Origin of the sequence: Brachybacterium sp. AOP25-B2-12 (assembly GCF_052378625.1) — a bacterium.
In the GTDB taxonomy this organism is placed as follows: Bacteria; Actinomycetota; Actinomycetes; order Actinomycetales; family Dermabacteraceae; genus Brachybacterium.
The window spans coordinates 194,457-212,324 of sequence record NZ_JBQSXW010000003.1; the positions used below are offsets into that span (position 1 = coordinate 194,457).

The 17,868-nt window shown below is 72.1% G+C and carries 15 protein-coding genes and 7 tRNA genes; 5 read left to right on the forward strand and 17 right to left on the reverse strand.

The features are described from left to right. Positions 1-87: 87 nt before the first annotated feature. The 13 genes from ACT3TZ_RS03705 to thrS all read right to left on the reverse strand — a co-directional run bounded on the left by ACT3TZ_RS03705 (position 88) and on the right by thrS (position 14,656). Positions 88-2,460: a RelA/SpoT family protein gene (locus tag ACT3TZ_RS03705; RefSeq protein WP_444582046.1), complete on the reverse strand. Its 2,373-nt coding sequence runs from the start codon at positions 2,458-2,460 to the stop codon at positions 88-90. A gap of 116 nt (positions 2,461-2,576) precedes the next feature. Beyond that, positions 2,577-3,134 (reverse strand): adenine phosphoribosyltransferase, encoded by a 558-nt coding sequence (locus ACT3TZ_RS03710; RefSeq protein WP_444582047.1) that lies wholly within the window; start codon positions 3,132-3,134, stop codon positions 2,577-2,579. 17 nt (positions 3,135-3,151) lie between these two features. Continuing rightward, on the reverse strand, positions 3,152-4,324 hold the full coding sequence (gene secF, locus ACT3TZ_RS03715) for a protein translocase subunit SecF (protein WP_444582048.1): 1,173 nt from the start codon (positions 4,322-4,324) through the stop codon (positions 3,152-3,154). After that, on the reverse strand, positions 4,321-6,207 hold the full coding sequence (gene secD, locus ACT3TZ_RS03720) for a protein translocase subunit SecD (RefSeq protein WP_444582049.1): 1,887 nt from the start codon (positions 6,205-6,207) through the stop codon (positions 4,321-4,323). The genes secF and secD overlap by 4 nt, the downstream gene beginning before the upstream one ends. Positions 6,208-6,279: 72 nt before the next feature. Beyond that, positions 6,280-6,663: a preprotein translocase subunit YajC gene (gene yajC / locus ACT3TZ_RS03725; protein WP_444582050.1), complete on the reverse strand. Its 384-nt coding sequence runs from the start codon at positions 6,661-6,663 to the stop codon at positions 6,280-6,282. A 259-nt stretch (positions 6,664-6,922) separates the two neighbouring features. After that, positions 6,923-8,038: a Holliday junction branch migration DNA helicase RuvB gene (gene ruvB, locus ACT3TZ_RS03730; RefSeq protein WP_444582051.1), complete on the reverse strand. Its 1,116-nt coding sequence runs from the start codon at positions 8,036-8,038 to the stop codon at positions 6,923-6,925. Then, entirely contained in the window at positions 8,035-8,646 is a 612-nt protein-coding gene (gene ruvA, locus ACT3TZ_RS03735) for a Holliday junction branch migration protein RuvA (protein WP_444582052.1), read from the reverse strand. Before ruvA ends, ruvB begins: the two co-directional genes overlap by 4 nt. A gap of 27 nt (positions 8,647-8,673) precedes the next feature. Continuing rightward, positions 8,674-9,264, reverse strand: coding sequence for a crossover junction endodeoxyribonuclease RuvC (ruvC, locus tag ACT3TZ_RS03740; RefSeq protein ID WP_444582053.1), 591 nt, complete (start codon positions 9,262-9,264; stop codon positions 8,674-8,676). A gap of 10 nt (positions 9,265-9,274) precedes the next feature. Continuing rightward, the gene (locus tag ACT3TZ_RS03745) at positions 9,275-10,033 is read right to left on the reverse strand and encodes a YebC/PmpR family DNA-binding transcriptional regulator (protein ID WP_444582054.1); all 759 of its coding nucleotides are present in this window, start codon (positions 10,031-10,033) and stop codon (positions 9,275-9,277) included. A 60-nt stretch (positions 10,034-10,093) separates the two neighbouring features. Continuing rightward, entirely contained in the window at positions 10,094-11,368 is a 1,275-nt protein-coding gene (locus tag ACT3TZ_RS03750; protein ID WP_444582055.1) for a PrsW family intramembrane metalloprotease, read from the reverse strand. Beyond that, a complete protein-coding gene (pgsA, locus tag ACT3TZ_RS03755) occupies positions 11,365-12,003 on the reverse strand; it encodes a phosphatidylinositol phosphate synthase (RefSeq protein ID WP_444582056.1) in 639 nt (212 codons plus the stop codon). Before pgsA ends, ACT3TZ_RS03750 begins: the two co-directional genes overlap by 4 nt. Further along, positions 12,003-12,659, reverse strand: coding sequence for an HIT family protein (locus ACT3TZ_RS03760; protein WP_444582057.1), 657 nt, complete (start codon positions 12,657-12,659; stop codon positions 12,003-12,005). The genes pgsA and ACT3TZ_RS03760 overlap by 1 nt, the downstream gene beginning before the upstream one ends. Then, positions 12,656-14,656 (reverse strand): threonine--tRNA ligase, encoded by a 2,001-nt coding sequence (thrS, locus tag ACT3TZ_RS03765; RefSeq protein ID WP_444582058.1) that lies wholly within the window; start codon positions 14,654-14,656, stop codon positions 12,656-12,658. Before thrS ends, ACT3TZ_RS03760 begins: the two co-directional genes overlap by 4 nt. A gap of 265 nt (positions 14,657-14,921) precedes the next feature. Between thrS and ACT3TZ_RS03770 the strand changes: the two genes are divergently transcribed. After that, positions 14,922-15,938, forward strand: coding sequence for an SPFH domain-containing protein (locus ACT3TZ_RS03770; RefSeq protein WP_444582059.1), 1,017 nt, complete (start codon positions 14,922-14,924; stop codon positions 15,936-15,938). Next, positions 15,935-16,879 (forward strand): hypothetical protein, encoded by a 945-nt coding sequence (locus tag ACT3TZ_RS03775; protein WP_444582060.1) that lies wholly within the window; start codon positions 15,935-15,937, stop codon positions 16,877-16,879. The genes ACT3TZ_RS03770 and ACT3TZ_RS03775 overlap by 4 nt, the downstream gene beginning before the upstream one ends. Positions 16,880-16,930: 51 nt before the next feature. Here the strand turns inward: ACT3TZ_RS03775 and ACT3TZ_RS03780 are convergent. From ACT3TZ_RS03780 to ACT3TZ_RS03795, 4 genes are all read right to left on the reverse strand, one after another. Further along, positions 16,931-17,005 (reverse strand) — tRNA-Val (locus tag ACT3TZ_RS03780). Between the two features lie 5 nt (positions 17,006-17,010). After that, positions 17,011-17,081 (reverse strand) — tRNA-Cys (locus tag ACT3TZ_RS03785). A gap of 59 nt (positions 17,082-17,140) precedes the next feature. Next, positions 17,141-17,213, reverse strand: a tRNA-Gly gene (locus ACT3TZ_RS03790). Positions 17,214-17,236: 23 nt separating this feature from the next. Continuing rightward, positions 17,237-17,308: transfer RNA gene (locus ACT3TZ_RS03795), tRNA-Val, on the reverse strand. A 217-nt stretch (positions 17,309-17,525) separates the two neighbouring features. Between ACT3TZ_RS03795 and ACT3TZ_RS03800 the strand changes: the two genes are divergently transcribed. The 3 genes from ACT3TZ_RS03800 (at position 17,526) to ACT3TZ_RS03810 (ending at position 17,791) form a co-directional block, all read left to right on the forward strand. Further along, positions 17,526-17,598 (forward strand) — tRNA-Gly (locus ACT3TZ_RS03800). A gap of 20 nt (positions 17,599-17,618) precedes the next feature. Next, positions 17,619-17,689, forward strand: a tRNA-Cys gene (locus ACT3TZ_RS03805). A 27-nt stretch (positions 17,690-17,716) separates the two neighbouring features. Next, positions 17,717-17,791 (forward strand) — tRNA-Val (locus ACT3TZ_RS03810). The last annotated feature ends 77 nt before the right edge of the window (positions 17,792-17,868 follow it).

The window sequence follows — 17,868 nt, forward strand, 5'->3', positions numbered from 1 at the left end:
GAAGAACGCGCCGTCCACGGCACGGGCACGGTCCCCGTGCGAGGGCCTGCCACCGACCCGCGTCGGGACCGTGACCGGCGTCGGAGGTCAGAGGTGCGCCGCACCCGGTCCGACGGCGGCGGCGTCGACCCGCTTCCCGTCGGCGGTGACGCGGTATGCGTCGTAGACGCCCTCGACGCGCCGCACGGAGGCGAGCACGGCCTGCAGATGGGAGGGATCGGCCAGTTCGAAGGAGAAGTACGCCGAGGCCAGACGGTCCTTCTGGGACTGGCACGCCGCCGAGGACAGGTTCACGTGCTGCTCGGAGATCGCCAGCGCGAGATCTGTCAGCAGGCGGCTCCGGTCCAGCGCCTCGACCTTGATGTGCACGAGGTACGCGGCGGCGGTGCGCCCCGACCAGCGCACCGGCACGATCCGATCCGGCTGCTCGGCCTTCAGCTGCAGGGCGTTGGAGCACTCCGCGTGGTGCACGGAGATCCCCGAGCCGCGGGTGACGAAGCCGATCACCGGGTCCCCGGGGACGGGGGCGCAGCATCGGGCGAGCTTGACCCAGAGGTCGCTCTGGCCGTCGACGACGATCCCCTGGTCGGAATCGTCGATCCGCGGTCTCGGTCGTGAGCGCGCCTTGGACGGCAGGACCATCTCGGCGACGTCCTCGGCGGCCCCCTCGTCCCCGCCGAAGGAGGCGACCAGGCGTGCCGTGACGGCCTCGGCGCTGATGTGCCCCTCGCCGATCGCCGCGTACAGGCCGTCGACGTCCGGATAGTTGAGATCGGTCGCGACTGCCTGCACGGTGTCATGGGTCAGCAGGCGTCGCATCGGCAGGTTCTGCTTCCGCAGCGACTTCGAGAGCGCATCCTTGCCGCGCTCGAGGGCCTCCTCGCGCCGCTCCTTGGAGAACCACTGCCGGATCTTCGTGCGCGCCCGCTGGGAGGCCACGAAGCCCAGCCAGTCGCGGCTCGGGCCGGCCCCCGGGGCCTTGGACGTGAACACCTCGACGACGTCACCGGTCTGCAGCACCGATTCGAGCGAGACCAGGCGCCCGTTGACGCGGGCCCCCATCGTCCGGTGACCCACCTCGGTGTGCACCGAGTACGCGAAGTCCACGGGGGTCGCGCCCTGGGGCAGGGCGATCACGTCGCCCTTGGGCGTGAAGACGTAGACCTCCTGCGTGTTGATCTCGAACCGCAGGGATTCGAGGAACTCGCCGGAGTCGGCGGTGTCCTTCTGCCACTCCATGAGCTGGCGCAGCCACGCCATCTCCTGGTTCCCGGCGCGCGCCATCTCCCCGGGGCCCGACAGCGCCTTGTACTTCCAGTGCGCGGCCACGCCGTACTCGGCGCGGCGGTGCATCTCCTTGGTGCGGATCTGGATCTCGACCGGCTTGCCGGTGGGGCCGATCACCGTGGTGTGCAGCGACTGGTAGAGGTTGAACTTGGGCAGCGCGATGTAGTCCTTGAACCGCCCGGGCACCGGCGACCAGCGGGCGTGCAGGATCCCCAGCACGCCGTAGCAGTCGCGGACCGAGTCCACGAGCACGCGGATCCCCACGAGGTCGTAGATGTCGGCGAAGTCGCGGCCCCGCACGATCATCTTCTGGTAGATCGAGTAGTAGTGCTTGGGCCGCCCGCTCACCTCGGCCTTGATCCGGGCCTTGCGCAGGTCGTCGTTGATCTGCTCCGTGACGGTCGTGAGGTACTGGTCGCGGGCCGGGGCGTGCTGGGCCACGAGGGCGACGATCTCGTCGTACACCTTGGGGTACAGCGCTCGGAACGAGAGGTCCTCGAGCTCCCACTTCATGGTGTTCAGGCCGAGCCGGTGCGCGAGCGGGGCGTAGATCTCCAGCGTCTCCTTGGCCTTGCGCTCGGCGGAGGAGGCGGAGACGTACTTCCAGGTGCGGGCGTTGTGCAGGCGGTCGGCGAGCTTGATGAGCAGGACCCGGATGTCGCGGCTCATGGCCACGATCATCTTGCGCACGGTCTCGGCCTGCGCGGCCTCGCCGTAGGTCAGCTTGTCGAGCTTGGTGACCCCGTCGACCAGCTGGGCGATCTCGTCGCCGAACTCGTGGCGCAGGCGGTCCAGGGAGTAGTCGGTGTCCTCGACCGTGTCGTGCAGGAGCGCCGCGGCGAGGACCTCCTTGGGCGATCCGAGCTCGGCGAGGATCGTCGCGACCGACACGGGGTGGGTGATGTACGGATCGCCGCTCTTGCGGAACTGTCCGCGATGGGCGCGCTCGGCCACGTGGTAGGCGCGCTCGAGGAAGGCGATGTCCTCCCGGCCGTTGGTCTTGGCGACGGCCTGCAGCAGCGGTTCGAGGATCCGGTCCACGCCCGAGGAGCGCGCGCCGAAGAACCCGCGCCGGGATCGACGCCCCCATGAGGCCGGAGTGGCCGGGGTGGCCGGGGTCGCTCCGCCTGCGGCGGGGCGGGGCGCGACGGCGCTCTTCTCGGCATCGTCCATGACCGGGCCTCCCTTCGCAGGTGGCACAGTCTACTCAGCGAGGAGGGATGCACGGACCATCGTCCGTGCGCGCTGGGCGAACACCGCCGAGGCCCCGTCGCGGGTCTCGCGGACGGTCAGTTGGGGATGCTCCACACGGCGCTGGCGGGCAGGTCACCGAGCTTGTCGCGCCCGCCGAGACCCTGCAGCTCGATGAGGAACGAGGCCCCGAGGAGATCGGCGTCGAAGCTGCGGACCAGCTCGGCGGTCGCGGCGGCGGTGCCCCCGGTCGCGAGCAGGTCGTCGACGATCACGGTGCGAGCACCGGCGGGCAGTGCCCCGTCGGAGATCTCGACCGTCGCGGTGCCGTACTCGAGGCTGTAGGAGACGCTGCGCGGGAAGCCCGGGAGCTTGCCGGCCTTGCGGACCGGCACGAAGCCGGCCCCCAGCTCGTACGCGAGCGGCGCTCCGAGCACGAAGCCGCGCGCCTCGGTGCCCACGACGTACTCGACGTCGTCGGGCAGCAACGTGCACCAGTGCGCGATCACGGTGCGCAGGGCCACCGGGTCGCGCAGCAGCGGGGTGATGTCGCGGAACAGGATCCCCGGCTCGGGGAAGTCCGGGAAGTCGGTGATGTGCGAGGCCATGACGGCCTCGACCTCTGCGGCGCTGGGCCGCGGACGATCGGTGGACATGCGTGCCTCCCGGCGGGTCAGGAACGACGCCGACGACGCGTGCTGCGTCGGGGCTGCTGGCGGGCGGGCGCGGGGCCCGAGCCGGAACGGGCGAGGGGACGGGGCTTCACGGTCCCGTGATCGGTGTCGTCGGAGGCGTCGCCATCGACGTCGACGTCGACCTCGTCGTCCACGACAGCGGTCGCGGCCGATCGCGTGGCACCGGCACGGTCCGCGGTCCGGGCGGTGCGCCCGGTGACCTCGGCGTCGTGGGCGACGATCGCCGGCTCACGGCGCCGGAGGTCCACGAGGACGCCCGGGGCCACGAAGATCGACGAGTAGGTGCCGGCGAGGATCCCGACGAACAGCGACAGGGCGATGTCCTTGAGCGTGCCGGCACCCAGCACGAAGGCACCGATCACGAGGATCGACCCGACGGGCAGGAGGGCGACGACCGAGGTGTTGATGGAGCGCACCAGGGTCTGGTTCGCCGCCCGCTCCACGGCGTGCTCGTAGGTCCCGGGCATCGCTGGGATGTCGGCGGTGTTCTCGCGCACCTTGTCGAACACGACGACGGTGTCGTAGATCGAGTACCCGAGGATCGTCAGGAACCCGATGACGGTCGCCGGCGTGATCTCGAAGCCGACGGCGACGTACACGGCGGCCGTCAGCAGCATGTCGTGGACCAGCGCGACGAGCGCCGCGACCGACGCCTTGATGTTGCGGAAGTACACCGCCATGACCGTGCCCACGAGCACGAGGAAGACGAGGACCGCGCGCAGCGCCGTCCACGTGACGTCCGCGCCCCAGGTGGGCCCGATGAAGGAGCTCGACACCTGCTCGGTGGTGACCCCGTAGGCCGACGCGAGATCCCCGGCCAGGGAGCCCGTCTCGTCCGAGCTGAGCTGCTCGGTCTGGATCCGCAGGGAGGATCCGCCGAGCTGGGTGATCTTGGGCTCGTTGCCCGGGAGGTGCTCGCGCACGACGTCGCGGGCGAGGTCCTGGTCGGTGGTGGCGACGCCGGACACCTGGAACTCCGAGCCGCCCGTGAACTCGATGCCGAGGTTCGGGCCGCGCACCACCGCGATCGAGCCCAGGATGACGAGCACGGCGACGCTGATCAGGTACCAGGTGCGACGGCGGCTCACGATCGGGAGGGTCCTGACCCCTGAGTGGAGGTCGTTGCCCAGGCGCGAGAGGTTGATTCTCATCGGGTCTTCTCCTCGCCGTCCGTGTCGGTGCGGGTGTCCGGGGCGTCGCCGTCGTCACGATCGGTCGCGGGGCCGGCGGCATCGGTCCCGGGCCCGCCCGAGGTCGTCTCCGCCTCGCGGACGAGGCGTGCCTTGCGCGCGGCGAGGGACTCCCGCGGCTGCTCCTCGTCCTCGGCATCGCGACGCCGTCGCTCCTCGGTCGTCCGGACCCGTCCGCGGCCCGCATAGGCCGGGAGGTCCCGTCCCAGGGCGAGGGGATCCAGGCCGCTGAGCGGATGCCCCTTGCCGAAGAACCGTGTGCGCACGAGCGACTGCAGGAGCGGGTGGGTGAACAGGAACACGACGAGCAGGTCCAGCAGGGTCGTCAGCCCCAGCGTGAAGGCGAAGCCGCGCACGCTGCCGGTGGACAGCACGTACAGCACCACGGCGGCGATGATGTTGACGGTGTCCGAGGCGACGATCGTGCGTCGGGCGCGCGACCATCCGTGGTCGACGGCGCTGACGATCCCGCGGCCGTCGCGGATCTCGTCGCGAACACGTTCGAAGTACACGATGAACGAGTCCGCCGTGAACCCGATGGCGACGATCAGGCCGGCGACCCCGGCGAGCGAGAGGCGGTAGCCGATGTCCGGGATGTTGGACATCGTCGTGATGATCCCGTAGGCCAGCAGACCCATCACACCCAGGCTCGCGGTGGTGACGATCGCGAGCACGCGGTACTGGGCGATCGCGTAGAGGACCACGAGGACCAGGCCGATGAGACCGGCGATGAGGCCCTTCTCGAGCTGGTCCGAGCCCAGCGTCGCCGAGATCTGCTGCTCGGACTGCACGGTGAACTGCAGGGGCAGGGCGCCGAACCGGAGCTGGTCGGACAGCTGCTGGGCCTCGTCCTGGGTGAAGTCGCCCTCGATGGACGTCGAGGTGGTCGAGGGGCCCGTGACCTGGGGGGCGGAGATGACCTCGCTGTCCAGCACGATGGCGAGCTGATTGGTGGCGCCCTCGCCGCCGTACAGGGCCGTGGTCATCGCACCCCACTTGGGTGCGGCGTCCCCGGTGAACGACACGTTGACGACGTAGCCGCCGGTGGCCTGCCCCGTGGAGTTGGTCTGCGGGCCGACGCTGGAGTCCTGGATCCCGGTCCCCGTGATCACCTCGGGGCCCAGGAGGTACTTGGTCGTGCCGGGCTCGTCGCACAGGACCACCAGGTCGCTCGGCGCTGCGGCCTCGGCGTTCGCGGCCAGGGTCGTCCTGTCGGTGCAGCTCGACCCGAGGAAGATCTGCTGCGCCTCGGGGGTGAGCTGATCCGGCGACCACGCGGCGACGCCGCTGCTGGCGTCCGCTCCGCCGGCGGCGGAGGCTCCCTGTCCATCGGAGGCTCCGCCGGCATCGGAGGCGCCGGCCGTCCCCGCCGTTCCGCTCACCGAGGCGGTGGTGCTGGGCCCTCCCCCGCCGTCGGAGGCGGCGCCCGCATCCGAGGCCCCTCCGCCGTCCGAGGGCGCGCCCTCGCCGGCGCCCACCGCGAGGACGGGGCGGAAGGCCATGAGCGCGGTCTTCCTCAGGGCGTCGGACGTCTGCTGGTCGATGGTCCCGGGCACGTCGACGACGATGTTCGAGCCGCCCTGGATGCTGATCTCGGTCTCGGCGACGCCGAGGGCGTTGATCCGCTGCGACATGATCTGCCGCGCCTGCTCGAGGGTGGTGCTGTCGATCGGCTCGCCGGTGCGGGACTGCGCCTTGAGGATGACCTGCGTCCCGCCCTCGAGGTCCAGGGCGAGCTTGGGAGCGGGATCCCAGCCGCCCTTCCAGGTCCCCGCACCGATGCCGCCGCCGAGGACGAGCAGGATCAGGGCGATGACCGCCAGGGCTGTGCGACGTGCGGGCATGGTCGGGTCAGGTCCTCGAGGTGCGGGGTCGGGAGGGTGTCGGCGGGGCGCTGCGCCCCGGACCGGGGGACGTCAGCGGCGGTCGTCGTCGCGCGTGGTGACGCCGGGGATCCCGTCGCGCTCGGCCGTGGTGGGCTTCTCCTCCGGGACGTCGGCCTCGGCGAGCTCCGAGGCGTCGTCGGGGACCTCGGTGGAGGTCGGCTCGGCGAGACCGGCGATCGCGGCGCGGGCCCAGCGCAGCTGGGAGCCGTCCTCGGACTCGAGGACCACGGTGTCGCCGATCTCCTCGACGATCAGGCCGTAGAAGCCCGAGTGCGTCCGGACCTCCTCGCCGACGCCGATCTTGGCGATCTTCTCCTGCTGCTCGCGCTGGCGCTTCCGCTGGCGGCTGGACATGAGGAACATCGGGATCATCATGACGGCGAACAGGACGAGGAGCATGAGCATCGGGTCCATGTGGATCCTTTCGGCGGCGGGCACGCCGCGCGGATGCGGGGCCTCGGCCAAGGTCGGGGGGCGTCCTGCCGGTGCATGGACGCTCGGACTACCCCGCCACTGTACCCGGCCTCCCCTGGGAGCGGTCGGCGGCGCGGACGGGGGTGCGGCGGCTCACCCGCCGCTGCCGCGACCCGTCCCGCAGGGCGCCGGACCCGGGGACGGCGAGCGGTCGCCGCGGTCCGGGCGGCGCCCGGGACCGGCTGGGTGGCCCGATGCCTCAGAACCGACCGGCGGCCTGTCCATCACCCAGGGTGGCCTGCGGCGCCGCGATCCCGAGGTGCGCCCAGGTCGCGGGGGTGGCGATCCGGCCGCGCGGCGTGCGGGAGATCAGCCCCTCCCGGACGAGGAAGGGCTCGACCATCGTCTCGACGGTCTCCGTCTCCTCCCCCACGGCCACGGCGAGGGTCGACAGCCCCACGGGGCCCCCGCCGAAGCGTTCGCACAGGGCGCGCAGGACGGCCCGGTCCAGGCGGTCCAGGCCCGCCGGGTCCACCTCGTAGACCGCGAGCGCCGCATGGGCGGCCGCGAGGTCCACGGCGCCGCTGCCCCGCACCTCGGCCCAGTCGCGCACCCGTCGCAGCAGGCGGTTGGCGATCCGCGGGGTCCCGCGGGACCGGGAGGCGATCTCGGCGGCCGCGTCGTCGTGGACCTCGACGCCCAGGCGCGCCGCGGAGCGGGTCACGACGACGTGCAGCTCCTCGGGCCGGTAGTAGTCGAGGTGGGCGGTGAAGCCGAAGCGGTCGCGCAGCGGGGCCGGGAGGAGGCCGGCCCGGGTGGTGGCACCGACGGCCGTGAACGGCGGCAGCTCGAGGGGGATCGACGTGGCGCCGACCCCCTTGCCCACGATCACGTCGACGCGGAAATCCTCCATCGCCATGTACAGCATCTCCTCGGCAGGGCGCGCGAGGCGGTGGATCTCGTCGATGAACAGCACCTCCCCCTCCTCGAGGGAGGAGAGGATCGCGGCGAGATCCCCCGCGTGCTGCACGGCCGGCCCCGAGGTGATCCGCAGCGGCGCCGAGAGCTCAGCGGCGATGATCATGGCCAGCGTCGTCTTGCCCAGACCCGGCGGGCCCGACAGCAGCATGTGCTCGGGGGCCCTCCCCCGCGCGGCCGCGGCGTCGAGCACCAGGGAGAGCTGATCGCGGACCACCTGCTGGCCGACGAAGTCCTCGAGCCGTCGGGGCCGCAGCGCCGCCTCGGCCGCGCGTTCGAGGGCGCCGGCCTCCGCCTCGGTGACCGCGCGGTCGCGCGCGGGGCCGCCTCCTGCCACCTCGTCCAGACCGCTCTCGAAGGCCGAGCCGTCCGCGGGGACGCCGGGGCCGGGCGTCATCGGGTCCCGCCGAGGGAGCGCAGGGCCGTGCGCAGGATTGTCCCCGGATCGCCCTCGCCGGCCGCGACGGCACGATCCACGGCCGCCCCGGCGGCCTTCTCGGGCCAGCCGAGACCCACGAGCGCCTCGATCACGTCGGCGGCGGGTCCGCTCGGGGCGCCGTCGCCCGATGCGGAGGCCGTCGGGTCCGCTCCGACCGGGGTGCTCGCAGGTCCCAGCCGGTCCTTGAGCTCGAGCACCATCCGCTGGGCCACCTTCGGCCCGATCCCGGGGGTGCGGGCGATCGCCTTCGTGTCCTCGTCCGCGACCGCGCGCCGCAGGTCGTCCGGGGAGAGGACGGCGAGGACGGCCAGGGCGATCCGGGGCCCGATGCCCGAGACCGACTGCACGATCCGGAAGGTCTCGGTCTCCTCGCGGCGCGGGAAGCCGAACAGGGTCAGGGAGTCCTCGCGCACCACCAGCTCGGTGTGCATGGTCAGCTCCTGCCCGTGCCGGGCGTGGGCGAGGGCCTGGGGGGTCGTGCGGACGGCGAAGCCCACGCCGCCCACGTCGAGCACGAGGGCGTCGAGGGAGATGGCGCTGACGCGTCCGGTCAGGGTCGAGATCACGGGGGCCAGCCTAGAACAGGTGTTCGATCAGGAGCGGGAGGTGGAGGTGTCGCGGGCGCGCCGCGCGGAGCGCTCGGCATCGGCCCACACGGTCTGGGCGCTCGTGCGCGCCCCGCCGGAGGAGTCCAGGCGCACGGGCCCGGGTCCCCGCCACAGCTGGGTCAGGGCGATCGCGAGTGCATCGGCGGCATCGGCCGGCCGCGGCGGGCCGGGGAGCCCCAGCAGGCGCACCAGCATCGCCTGGATCTGCTTCTTGTCGGCCCGGCCGCTGCCGGTCACGGCGGCCTTGACCTCGCTGGGGGTGTGCATGGCGATGGGGATGCCTCGCTCGGCGGCCAGCAGGATCGCGATCCCGGAGACCTGGGCGGTGCCCATGACCGTCGGCGTGTTGTTCTGGCTGAACACCCGCTCGACGGCCACGACGTCCGGGGCGTGCCGTTCGATGACCTCCCGCAGCCCTCCGGAGATCCGCAGGAGGCGCCGGTCGATCCCGTCGTCGGGGTCCGAGCGGATCACGCCGACGTCGACCAGGTGCGCGCCGCGCCCGGCACCGGCGTCCAGGACGCCGATCCCGCAGCGGGTGAGCCCGGGATCCACGCCCAGCACGCGCAGGCTCATCGGTGCCCGTTCAGTCCTCGGCGTCGAGCTGCGCGGCGACGTCGTCGGGGATGTCGACGTTGGTGTAGACGTTCTGCACGTCGTCGGCGTCCTCGAGGGCGTCGACCAGGCGCAGCACCTTCTGGGCGCCGTCGAGGTCGACGGCCACGCGCATGTCCGGCACGAACTGCGCCTCGGCGCTGTCGTAGTCGATCCCCGCCTGCTGCAGGGCGGTGCGGACCGCCACCACGTCGGAGGCCTCGGAGATGATCTCGAAGACGTCGCCCTCGTCGTTGATCTCCTCGGCGCCGGCGTCGAGGACCACCTCGAGCAGACCGTCCTCGGTCTGGCCCTCCCGGGGAAGGGTCACCACGCCCTTGCGGGCGAACAGGTAGGAGACCGAGCCCGAATCGGCCATGTTGCCGCCGTTGCGGCTGAAGGCCACGCGGACCTCGGAGACTGCCCGGTTCTTGTTGTCGGTGAGGCACTCGACGAGGACGGCCACGCCGCCGGGCGCGTACCCCTCGTACATGAGCGTCAGGTACTCCGCGCCGCCCGCCTCCAGGCCCCCGCCGCGCTTGACGGCACGGTCGATGTTGTCGTTGGGGACCGAGGACTTCTTGGCCTTCTGGATCGCGTCGAACAACGTCGGGTTGCCCGACGTGTCAGGACCGCCCGTCCGCGCGGCGACCTCGATGTTCTTGATGAGCTTGGCGAACAGGTTGGCGCGCTTCGCGTCGATCGCGGCCTTCTTGTGCTTGGTCGTCGCCCACTTGGAATGACCCGACATTGACCCTCCTTCGATGATGGCTGATCCATTGTACGAGCCGCCGTCGCCGTGCTCTGCGCCTCAGGCGGCAGGGACCCGCGCGACGGGGCGGGAGACGGCCCCCAGCAGGCGACGGTCCGCGGTGATCCGGGCCAGGAGCTCCCGCTCCTGGGCGCGCAGCTTCTCCGAGGGCCGGGCGTGCACGGCGCTGTTGCGGTGCAGGGCGAGCTCGACCGCCGCCTGGATCCAGTCGCGCATGGCCATGCGGGCGATGGCGCCGCGACGTCCGGCCCAGCGCAGCGCCTTGCCGCGTCGGCGCATCGAGACCAGCATGTGCACCTCGGCGGGGGTGAACCAGCCGGCGCGCCCGTAGTCCCCCAGACGCCGACGGATCACGCGCCGCTCACGCCATCGCAGCCCGACGACGAGCGCCGCGAGGATCACGAAGATCGGCACCTGCACACTCGCGTAGTACACGAGGAAGGAGCGCAGCGGAGCCTCGGGATCCACCTCGAGGAGGGAGGCTGCCCCGTTCCACAGGGCGTGCAGCATCATCCCGAGGCCGAGCCCCCCGGCGCCGAGCCCGACGTAGAGCAGGAGCGAGCGGCGTTCGGCGGCGATGCCGATGCCGAGCCCGCACAGCGCCGTGAAGCTCACGTGCGCGAAGGGCGAGAGGAGCCCACGCAGGATGAAGGTCTGCCAGAACACCGACGCCTCCCCCGCCGCCTGCGCCTGGAGGAACGAGTTCCCGAAGTAGAGGATGTTCTCGGTGAAGGCGAAGCCGCCCGCCATGAGGGCGGCGTAGACGACGCCGTCGAGAGGTCCGGCGATGAACCGGCGGCCGAAGAGCAGCAGCACCAGCAGCCCCGCGGACTTCATCGACTCCTCGACCACGGGCGCCTGGACGACGGTGTTCAGGAACGTCGCGACGGACTCCTCCGTGACGTCGGCCAGCAGGATGCCCTGGAAGCGCTCACCCAGGAACAGGGTCAGCGCGACCGAGGCCGCCGCACCCCAGGCAAAGGCGAAGACGAGGGTCACCCGGGGCTGGGGGGTGTACCGGTCCAGCCACCACACCACCAGCAGGACCAGCGAGACGGGGACCAGCGCCGCGGTGAGGGCCACGAGCGAGGTGCCCACGCCCATCGGCCCGATCGCCCGGACGTAGACGATCACGGCGAGGACCACGAGCACGGTGAAGGCGAGGGACCACAGGAGTCGCCGCAGCCAGCGCCGCGGGGGCTTGCGCGGACGGGGACCGGAGCCCTCGCCGAGTCGTCCCGGGCCGCGCGGATCCGAGCGCGCGAGATCGTAGCCATAGGCGTCGGGCGCGCGCCCCACGGGTGTCATGGTCATGAAGTCCCCTCCTCCGCCGCGGCGGCCCGTGCCTGCCGTCGGACCTCGGTCATCCGCTGCTGCACGGTCCAGGCGCTGCCCGCGACGAGCACGGCGAGCGCGACGAGCAGGGCCCAGGGTCCCACGAAACCGGCCACGAGGGCGCCGGCGAGCAGCACCACGAAGCGATCGGCGCGCTCCATGAGGCCGACATCGGCGGTCATCCCGAGGGACTGCGCGCGCGCCTTGGCGTAGCTGATGGCGGCGCCGAGGACGACGGCGACGAGCGCGAGGACCCCGCACGCGATGTGCAGGGGCGTGCGATCGGCGACCGCGAGGAAGTGGATGCACAGGGATCCGAGGACCACGCCGTCGGCGATCCGGTCCAGCGTCGAGTCGAGGAAGGCGCCCCAGTCGCTCGCGGTCCCCGTCAGGCGCGCCACCAGCCCGTCGAGGCTGTCCAGCAGCAGCACCAGGGCCAGCACGACGGAGCCGAGCACGAAGTGGCCGGGGATCAGCAGCACGAGCGCCGCGAGGCACGTCAGGATGGTCCCGCCCCAGGTCAGGGCATCCGGGGGGACCCGCCAGCGGGTCAGCAGCCGCGCGAGCGGGGTGAAGGCCGTGCCGATCCCGGCGCGCGCGTCGCGTCCGAGCATCAGGCCGCGGGACCGGCGGCGGTCGGGCCGTCCGTCCCCGACGTGCCCTGCGGTGCCGGCCAGGCCTCGGCGTAGAGCCGACGGGTGTCGGCCAGCAGGATCGGCAGCGCCTTGGTGCGGCCGATGATCGGCAGGAAGTTCGCATCGCCCTGCCAGCGGGGCACGACGTGCTGGTGCAGGTGGGCGGCGATCCCGGCCCCGGCCACCTCGCCCTGGTTCATGCCCAGGTTGAACCCCGCGGGGTGGGAGACCTCCCGGATCACGCGCATCGCGGTGCGGGTGAGCTCGGCGACCTCGAGCACCTCGTCCTCGGTGAGGTCGGTGTAGTCGGCGACGTGGCGGTACGGGCACACGAGCAGGTGGCCGCTGTTGTACGGGAAGAGGTTCAGGATCACGAAGGCGACCCGTCCGCGATGGATGATCAGGGCGTCCTCGTCCTCGCGTCCCGGGGCCGTGCAGAAGGGGCACTGCCCGGCGTCCTGCGGGTCCTCGGGACGGCTGTCCCCGAGGATGTAGGCCATCCGGTGCGGCGTCCAGAGGCGCTGCAGGCCGTCGGGGTCCCCCGCGAAGGTGCCGGTGTCCTCGACCGGGACGCCGGATCCCGGCGCGCCGTCGCGGCGCGCCGGGTCCGACGTCCCGGTGTGCGGCTCGGTCACACCTGCACCTTGTCGCGGATGGAGGCCACGATCCGCTCGACGGCCTCGTCGACGGGGATCCCGTTGTCCTGGCTGCCGTCGCGGAACCGGAAGGAGACCGCGCCGTTGTCCTGGTCCTCGCCGCCGGCGATCAGCAGGTAGGGGACCTTCTCCTTGGTGTGGGTGCGGATCTTCTTGGGCATGCGGTCGTCCGAGGTGTCCACCTCGACGCGCACGCCGCGCGCCCGCAGCTTCGCGGCGACCTCCTCGAGGTAGGGCGCGTACTCCGAGGCCACGGGGATCCCGACGACCTGCACGGGCGCCAGCCACACCGGGAAAGCCCCCGCGTAGTGCTCGAGGAGCACCCCGAAGAACCGCTCGATCGAGCCGAACAGCGCGCGGTGGATCATCACCGGGCGCTGCCGGGTGCCGTCCGAGGCGGTGTACTCGAGCTCGAAGAGCTCGGGCTCGAAGAAGTCGAGCTGGATGGTGGAGAGCTGCCAGGTGCGGCCGATCGCGTCCTTGGCCTGGACGGAGATCTTCGGGCCGTAGAAGGCGGCGCCGCCGGGATCCGGCACGAGGTCCAGGCCCGAGGCCGTCGCGACCTCCTCGAGGGTGCGGGTGGCCTCCTCCCAGGTCGTCTCGTCGCCCACGGACTTCTCGGGGTCCCGGGTGGACAGCTCGAGGTAGAAGTCGTCCAGCCCGTAGTCGCGCAGGAGGTCCAGGACGAACCCGAGCAGGCTCGTGAGCTCGTCCTTCATCTGCTCGCGGGTGGTGTAGATGTGGGCGTCGTCCTGGGTGAAGCCGCGCGCGCGGGTGAGCCCGTGGACCACGCCCGACTTCTCGTAGCGGTAGACGCTGCCGAACTCGAACAGTCGCAGCGGCAGCTCGCGGTACGAGCGTCCGCGGGAGCGGTAGACGAGGTTGTGCATCGGGCAGTTCATGGGCTTGAGGTAGTAGTCCTGGCCCTGCTTGGTGACGTTGCCGTCCGCGTCGACCTCCTCGTCCACGTGCATCGGGGGGTACATGCCGTCGGCGTACCACTGAAGATGCTTGGAGGTCTCGAAGAGGTTCTTCTTGGTGATGTGCGGGGTCGAGACGAAGGAGTAGCCGGCCTCGACGTGGCGGCGGCGGGAGTAGTCCTCCATCTCCATCTTGACCATCGCGCCCTTGGGATGGAACACCGGCAGACCGGAGCCGATCTCCTCGGGGAAGGAGAAGAGGTCCAGCTCCGCGCCGAGGCGTCGGTGATCGCGCTTCTCCGCCTCGGCGAGGCGCTCCTGGTAGGCGCGCAGCTCGTCCTTGGTGGGCCAGGCGGTGCCGTAGATCCGCTGCAGCATCGGGTTCTTCTCAGTGCCGCGCCAGTACGCGGCGGCGCTGCGGGTCAGCGCGAAGCCGTTGCCGATCAGCTTGGTCGTGGGCAGGTGGGGTCCGCGGCAGAGGTCGGTCCAGACCACGTCGCCGGTGCGCCGTACGTTGTCGTACATCGTGAGGCCGCCCGCGCCGACCTCGACCGAGGCGCCCTCGCCGGCATCCGCGGCGCTGGACTTCAGGCCGATCAGCTCGAGCTTGTAGGGCTCCCCGGCCTCCTCGAGGCGGGCCTCGTCGTCGCTGACCTCGCGGCGCACGAAGCGCTGCCCCTCCTTGACGATCCGCGCCATGGTCTTCTCGAGCTGCTTGAGGTCCTCCGGGGTGAAGGGCACCTCGACGTCGAAGTCGTAGTAGAAGCCGTCGGTGATGGGCGGGCCGATGCCGAGCTTCGCCTCGGGGTTGACCTGCTGCACGGCCTGGGCCAGCACGTGGGCGGCGCTGTGGCGGAGGATCGCCAGGCCGTCGGCGCTGGAGATGTCGACGCCCTGGACGCTCTGGCCCGCGGTGACCGTGGTCGCGAGGTCCCGCAGCTCGCCGTCGATGCGCAGCGCGACGACCGAGGGGGTGGTCGCGAAGAGCTCGGTGCCCGTGGTCCCCTCCTCGATCTGCTGCTGGTTGCCGTCGAGGGTGATGTCGTGCTGAGCCACGGGGGTCTCTCCTAGGGTTCGCGGATGGACCGGCCTACCGTGCCGGACCCGCGGTCCATCGTAGTGGCGCGCCCGGTCCCGGGGCACCGCGGTGTCGGGCCGTGCCGTGACGTTCCGGGCGGCCACAGGCCGTGGCGCCCGCGACGATCGGTCCCACGCCCGCTCCGGGGAGCCCGACCCTCACGCATCTCGGCACGGCGTGCGCCACGCGGCACCCGCGGACGGCCTACGCTTCGGCCGGGACCCACTCGATCGAGGAGCATCCATGGCGCACATCCGTGCCTATCCGTTCATCCACCACTTCCTGGGCACGCCCACGGACTTCGTGGTCCACCTGGACGGCGGCACCGTGCGCCACCAGGGCGTGGGCCAGTCGTTCTGGTACTCCCCCCGCAGCTCCGTGCTCAGCGAGGTCCCCGCCGGGGACCAGGAGCTGCCGATCCTCCTGCACGCCGTGACCCGCGATCATCAGGACGTCACCGTCCAGCTCGCCATCACCTACAGGTTCGGCGATCCTGCGCTGGCCGCGGCCAGGCTCGACTTCGCCCTCGACGCGCGAGGCGCCGCGTCCGCAGGGGGCCGGGAGCAGGTCGCCACGATCCTGACCCAGCTCGCCCAGGCGGGCACCGGCGACCTGGTCGCCGGCGGCGAGCTCGCCGCGGTGCTGTCGGCCGGCACCGCCCCGGTGCGGGCCGCCCTGGCCCCGCTCCTGACGGAGGACCCCCGCCTCCACGAGATGGGCATCGCCGTCGTGGGCGTCCAGGCCCTGCGCGTGCGCCCGGACGCCGACATGGAGAAGGCCCTGCAGACGCCCGTGCGCGAGCGGGCGCAGACCGAGGCGGATCGGGCGGCCTACGAACGCCGCGCCCTCGCGGTCGAGCGGGAGCGGACGATCTCCGAGAACGAGCTGGAGTCCCGGATCGAGCTGGCCCGGCGCCGCGAGCAGCTCGTCGCCCAGGAGGGCAGCAATGCCCGGCGCGAGGCGGAGGAGAGCGCGGCCGCGCGACTCATCGAGGCGCGCGCCGCCGCCGAGCGCGCGGCCATCGAGGCCTCCGCGGAGGCCGAGCGGGTCCGCGGGCTCGGCGAGGCCCAGGCGGCACGGGACGCCGCCGCGATGGACGTCGTCCGCGACGTCGACCCGGGCCTGCTGCACGCGCTCGCCCTGCGCGACGCGGCGCAGAACCTGCCCGATCTCGATGCGCTGACGATCACCCCGGACCTCATCGGCGGGGCGCTGGCGCACCTCGGGTCGGCGCGGGCGTCCGGAGCCGCGCGCTCGTGACGACGCCCCGTGTCGTCCTGGTGCGCCGGCGCACGGAGCTCGAGGACCTCCTGGACCGCCATGGGACGCGCGGCCAGGCCGAGTTCTTCCTCCGCACACGGGGACGACGGCTCGACGACGTCCAGGCGGCCCACGATGCGCTCGCCGACGCGCTGTCCACGGTCCTGCGCGCCGTGCCCTCCCCGTGGAGCCGCGCCGAGGTCGAGCGCGCGGATCTCGACCGTTTCCTCTTCGGACCCGGCGACGTGGTGGTGGTCGTCGGACGCGACGGCCTGGTGGCCAACGCCGCGAAGTACCTCGTCGACCAGCCCGTGGTGGGCGTGGATCCGGAGCCCGGCCGCAATCCCGGCGTGCTCGTGCCCTTCTCCTCGGCAGGTGCGGCGGCTCTCCTGATCGCGCTCGAGGACCCAGAGGGCGACGACCGGCGCGTGCACGCGCTGGTCACGCGGGATCTGACGACGGTGCGCGCGCGGACGGACGACGGCCAGGAGCTCACGGCGCTCAACGAGATCTTCGTGGGGCATCCCTCGCACCAGAGCGCGCGCTACCTCCTGGATCCTGGCCTCGGCGTCCGCTCGCGGGCCGAACGGCAGTCGTCCTCGGGCGTGGTCGTCTCCACCGGCACCGGGGCGACGGGCTGGAGCGCCTCGATCACGGCGGACCGGGGCCGGGGCGCCGTGCCCGAGCCGACCGATCCGCTCCTGGCCTGGGCGGTCCGCGAGGCGTGGCCCTCCCCGCTGACGGGACGGGAGCTGACCCAGGGCACGCTGGACGTCGACGGCCCGCCCCTGCGTCTGATCGTCGAGTCGGACGAGCTGGTGGTGTTCGGCGACGGCATGGAGGGCGATCGCCTGCGGATCGGCTGGGGCCAGGAGGTCGTCGTGTCCGTCGGACCCCGCGCACTGCGACTCGTCGCCCCGACGGGTCGTGCCCGGCGCTGAGGATCCGGGATCGACGAAGGCCCCGGCGCTGGTGCGCCGGGGCCTTCGTGGTGGTGGGCGATACTGGGATCGAACCAGTGACCTCTTCCGTGTCAGGGAAGCGCGCTACCGCTGCGCCAATCGCCCCTACGAGGTGGGTACGGGATTCGAACCCGTGTACACGGCTTTGCAGGCCGTTGCCTCGCCTCTCGGCCAACCCACCGTGGAACCCCGGGATCCGGTGGTGCCGAGCTCTGTGACCCGGCACCACCGACGTTCCCGAGCGGACGACGGGACTCGAACCCGCGACCCTCACCTTGGCAAGGTGATGCTCTACCAACTGAGCCACGTCCGCATGAAGAACCCGGAGGTTCCTCGTGGGCGATACTGGGATCGAACCAGTGACCTCTTCCGTGTGAAGGAAGCGCGCTACCCCTGCGCCAATCGCCCGTCTGCGTCCCGCCGTCAGCAGGACCTCACAGAGATTACACGATGCGGGCCCGCGGGCCCGCATCGGCGCCGTGTGACCTGGACCATGGGGTCAGGGCCCGGGCCCTCCGCGCGCACCGGCCCGGACCCCCGGTGATCTGCGGCACCTCGCCCCCCGCCGGTTTGCGCGGCACGCTCGGGGCCGCGTACTGTCGTCCCTCGTCGGCATCGCCGATCAGCGGACGTGGCTCAGTTGGTAGAGCATCACCTTGCCAAGGTGAGGGTCGCGGGTTCGAGTCCCGTCGTCCGCTCGCTGAGAACACCGCATCCCGGTGGGTTGGCCGAGAGGCGAGGCAACGGCCTGCAAAGCCGTGTACACGGGTTCGAATCCCGTACCCACCTCGCACGACCGGGCATCCGGTCAGCATCGGGCGATTGGCGCAGCGGTAGCGCGCTTCCCTGACACGGAAGAGGTCACTGGTTCGATCCCAGTATCGCCCACCACCACGAGAGCCCCACCCGTCCAGGGTCGGGGCTCTTGTCGTCCCGGCGTGAGATACCGCCCGCACGCCCGCCCAGGC

Excerpts from the sequence above, each read along its gene's own strand:
- ruvC (WP_444582053.1), bottom strand. The coding sequence starts at position 9,264 with ATGAGCCTGCGCGTGCTGGGCGTGGATCCCGGGCTCACCCGCTGCGGG.
- yajC (WP_444582050.1), bottom strand. The coding sequence starts at position 6,663 with ATGGACCCGATGCTCATGCTCCTCGTCCTGTTCGCCGTCATGATGATC.
- ACT3TZ_RS03745 (WP_444582054.1), bottom strand. The coding sequence starts at position 10,033 with ATGTCGGGTCATTCCAAGTGGGCGACGACCAAGCACAAGAAGGCCGCG.
- ACT3TZ_RS03770 (WP_444582059.1), top strand. The coding sequence starts at position 14,922 with ATGGCGCACATCCGTGCCTATCCGTTCATCCACCACTTCCTGGGCACG.
- secD (WP_444582049.1), bottom strand. The coding sequence starts at position 6,207 with ATGCCCGCACGTCGCACAGCCCTGGCGGTCATCGCCCTGATCCTGCTC.
- ACT3TZ_RS03710 (WP_444582047.1), bottom strand. The coding sequence starts at position 3,134 with ATGTCCACCGATCGTCCGCGGCCCAGCGCCGCAGAGGTCGAGGCCGTC.
- ruvB (WP_444582051.1), bottom strand. The coding sequence starts at position 8,038 with ATGACGCCCGGCCCCGGCGTCCCCGCGGACGGCTCGGCCTTCGAGAGC.
- ACT3TZ_RS03750 (WP_444582055.1), bottom strand. The coding sequence starts at position 11,368 with ATGACCATGACACCCGTGGGGCGCGCGCCCGACGCCTATGGCTACGAT.
- pgsA (WP_444582056.1), bottom strand. The coding sequence starts at position 12,003 with ATGCTCGGACGCGACGCGCGCGCCGGGATCGGCACGGCCTTCACCCCG.
- secF (WP_444582048.1), bottom strand. The coding sequence starts at position 4,324 with ATGAGAATCAACCTCTCGCGCCTGGGCAACGACCTCCACTCAGGGGTC.
- ACT3TZ_RS03705 (WP_444582046.1), bottom strand. The coding sequence starts at position 2,460 with ATGGACGATGCCGAGAAGAGCGCCGTCGCGCCCCGCCCCGCCGCAGGC.